Here is a 3429-nt window from a genome sequence, read left to right on the forward strand (position 1 = left end):
TGCGCCGGTCATCGTCGCCGCGCTTAGCGGCTCCTCGACCTATGGCTCCTCGCCGCCTAATCCTGGACTGTCGGCGACCGGGTTGCAGAACGGGCAGAACGTCAGCGTGCTGACCGGGCTGCGCAACTCGTTCGACGTCACCGGCACCAGCAGCACCGGCATTTACCCGCTTAATGTCGCGGGCACGCTCGCCAACCCCAACTACACGGTCGCCAGTACCAATAACGGAAGCTGGATCGTCAATCCCGTGTCTGCGCTTCGCGGTTCCCTTCCCGACGGACCGTCGCCTTCCATCCCGGGCTCGTCGCAATACATCCCTGGCTCGTCGCTTCCCATCACGGGCTCAACGCTTCCTATCCCGGGCTTCTCGGTCGAAGCCCCATCCGGCGCGGACGCCGGCGTACTGAACGGGCCTGCCAACGCGGCTGGCAAGGTCAGCGCCGAAAACGGAAGCGTCAGCGGTCGCGGGGCTTCGCCTGGAGGACCCGGTGCCGGCGTGCCGGCCTTCAGCCCCAACGCCGGAATCTTCCCGGCCAGCCCGGCTCCGGTCAGCGTCAGCGGTCGCGGGGCTTCGCCTGGAGGACCCGGCGCCGGCGTGCCGACCGTCGGCCCCAACGCCGGAATCTTCCTCGCCAGCCCGGCTCCGGTCAGCGTCAACGCGCCGGTCGCCGGCGCATCGCCGCAGATCGCGGCGAACGGCAGTCCGGTTCCGAATGGGCCTTGCGCAGGCGGGGGCCTCGAAGGCGCCGCGAACGGCGCCTTGGCGTCCGGTCCGGCTGGTTCGTCCGATCAGTGTGGCGCGGCCGTCCCGAACAAACCCCACGGTCTGATCAATTTCGCGCTGTTGAAGCTCAATCGCGAGGCGCTGGTTAAAGCGATCGACCGCGAGTTTTCCGAAGTGACAAATCTCAGAAGTGGCCCGCGCGCGGTCCTGACGTTCGTAATCGCCGGGACCAGCCTTGGGCTGACCGCCGGAATTATCGGCTGGCTGCTGCGCGGCGGCGGGCTGCTCAGCGCGCTGCTGACATCGATGCCGCTGTGGCGCGGATTCGATCCGCTGCCGATCGTGATGCGGCCGCGACGGCGCGACCAGGACGATCAGCCGCCTTCCGACGTCGATCGCATGTTTGACAACTCCCGGGCAGACCTGCGAACGGCCAGCCTCGCGATCAAGCTCGGGCGCGGATACGCGGATGTGCCGGGCGTCCGGCAGGGCCGGCGTGCCGGCATCGACACATCGGCGGTGATCTGATGTGCGGGCCATCGAAAATCGAGCTAGACGGGCGATTCCGTGGAACCTATCGCTTCAGGCCAGGGGCGTTGTCCTCTCACTCCCTCTCCCGCTCTTCGCGGGGGAGGGTGGGGTGGGGGCGCTACTCGGGAGTGGGCGAAAAAACCCTTTGGAATCAACGGGAGCAAAAGGCCCACTTTCTCGCCGGCGTGGTGCGGGCTGCGGGGCGCTGGTGGTCTCCCCCGCAAGTACGGGAGAGGGGGCGCAGCATCGCGTGCATTTTACATTGGCGATATGACCAGAAGATCAAAATCGCTCAACTGGTGACGCTGGCCGGCATCGTGCTGGCGATACCCGCGGCGGTGCAGGCGCAGGCGGTGCTGCCGCAGGGCGGCAGCGTGGTGTCAGGCCAGGCCAGGATATCGGCGCCCTCAGCCAATGCGCTGAGCATCAGCCAGAATTCGTCGAAGGCGATTGTCAACTGGAACAGCTTCTCGGTCGGGCCCAGTGCCAGCGTCAACTTCGTCCAGCCCAATGCATCCTCGGCGATTCTCAATCGCGTCACCGGATCGACATCCTCGACCATTGCCGGTGCCATCACCGGCAACGGGCAGGTGTTCCTGGTCAACCCCAACGGCATCGCCATCACCTCGACCGGCACGGTGCAGGTCGGTGGCGGCTTTGTCGCTTCCACGCTCGATATCGGCAATGCCGACTTCAACGCCGGCAATTATAACTTCGCCGGCAAAGGCGCCTCGGCAGCGGTCGGCAATGCCGGCACGATCTCCAGCTCGCCGGGCGGCTTTGTTGGCCTGATCGGCGGCACGGTGTCGAACTCGGGCACCATCAGCGTGCCGCTCGGTAGCGTTGGCCTCGGCTCTGGCGAGCGGGTCACGATCGATCCGACCGGCGACGGGTTTTTGCAGGTGGCGGTGCCGACCGGCGCCGTTGCGGCCGATGGGCGCGCGCTGATCGATGTTTCAGGCCGCATCAGGGCCGCCGGCGGCAGCATCGAGATCAAGGCTGCGACCGCGCAGCAGCTGGTGCGCGATGCCGTCAATGTTTCCGGTTCGCTGTCGGCGCGATCGGTGTCCGGCCGCAGCGGCAGCATCGTGCTCGATGGCGGCGCCGGCGGCAATGTCGAGGTTTCCGGAAAGCTGGCTGCGACCGGCGGCAAGCACCACGCCGGCGGCACGATCGTGGTGACCGGCAGCGATGTCAGGCTGACATCCAGCGCGAGGCTAGATGCCAGCGGGACCAGCGGCGGTAACATTCTCGTCGGCGGTGACCTGCACGGCAGCATCGATCCCACGGTCAAGCTCGTTCAGGGCACGGTCGCCAATGCCCAGACCACGACGGTCGATCAGGGCGCCGTCATCAACGCCAACGGCACGGCCGGCGCCGGCGGCAATGCGGTCGTGTGGTCTGATGTCGCGACCGATTTTCGCGGCACCATCACCGCGACCGGTGCGGGAACGGGGAGCGGCGGCGCCGTCGAAGTCTCGAGCCATGGCGTGCTCGGCTATGACGGCCTCGTCGATGTGACATCTGCGAGCGGCACGACCGGGACGCTGCTGCTCGACCCCTTTGACGTGACAATCTCCAACGGCGGCAATACCAATATGTCGGGCGGTACTCCGTTTACGCCGAACGGCAACAATTCGGTGCTGTCGGTGGCGACGCTGCAGAACGCGCTTTCAACCGCCAACGTCACGGTCAACACCGGTGGTGGCGGCGGCCAGGCCGGCGATATTACCGTGGCCAACGCGGTGACCTGGAACAGCGGCAGAAGCCTGACGCTGACTTCGGCGGAAGATATCGACGTCAATGCCAACATCAGCAGCAATGGCGGCGCGTTGACGCTGACCGCCGGCCGCTCCGTCAATGTTACAGGCGCCACGATCAACACGGGCGGCGGCAATCTCACTGCAACGGCGAGCACGACCGATGCCACGAATGGCATCACCCTGACCAACGCGACGATCAGAAGCTCTGGAAACGTGAACATGAGCGGGACCTCGGCATCCGGCGACGGGGTGGCATTGTTGGGATCAAATTCCTTCACCAACAACGGCGGCGGGTCATTTTCGCTGAGCGGCACCAATACCGGCGCCAACAACAATGCCTTCAGTTTCATTACAGGCGCCAGCCTCACCACGTCGGGCAACATGACGTTGTCGGGGACTATACCCATCACC

The 3429-nt window shown here is 65.9% G+C and carries 2 protein-coding genes; both read left to right on the forward strand.

Features of this window, described 5'->3' with window-relative positions; all coding sequences use genetic code 11:
* Positions 1-1252: MBG domain-containing protein (locus tag ABSG20_RS34645; protein WP_423868933.1), on the forward strand; the 1252-nt coding region annotated here is incomplete at its 5' end.
* Positions 1253-1554: 302 nt separating this feature from the next.
* Positions 1555-3429 (forward strand): two-partner secretion domain-containing protein (locus ABSG20_RS34650; RefSeq protein ID WP_423868934.1); only part of this gene is annotated, 1875 nt, incomplete at its 3' end.

Origin of the sequence: Bradyrhizobium sp., from assembly GCF_049512235.1 — a bacterium.
Taxonomy (GTDB): Bacteria; Pseudomonadota; Alphaproteobacteria; order Rhizobiales; family Xanthobacteraceae; genus Bradyrhizobium.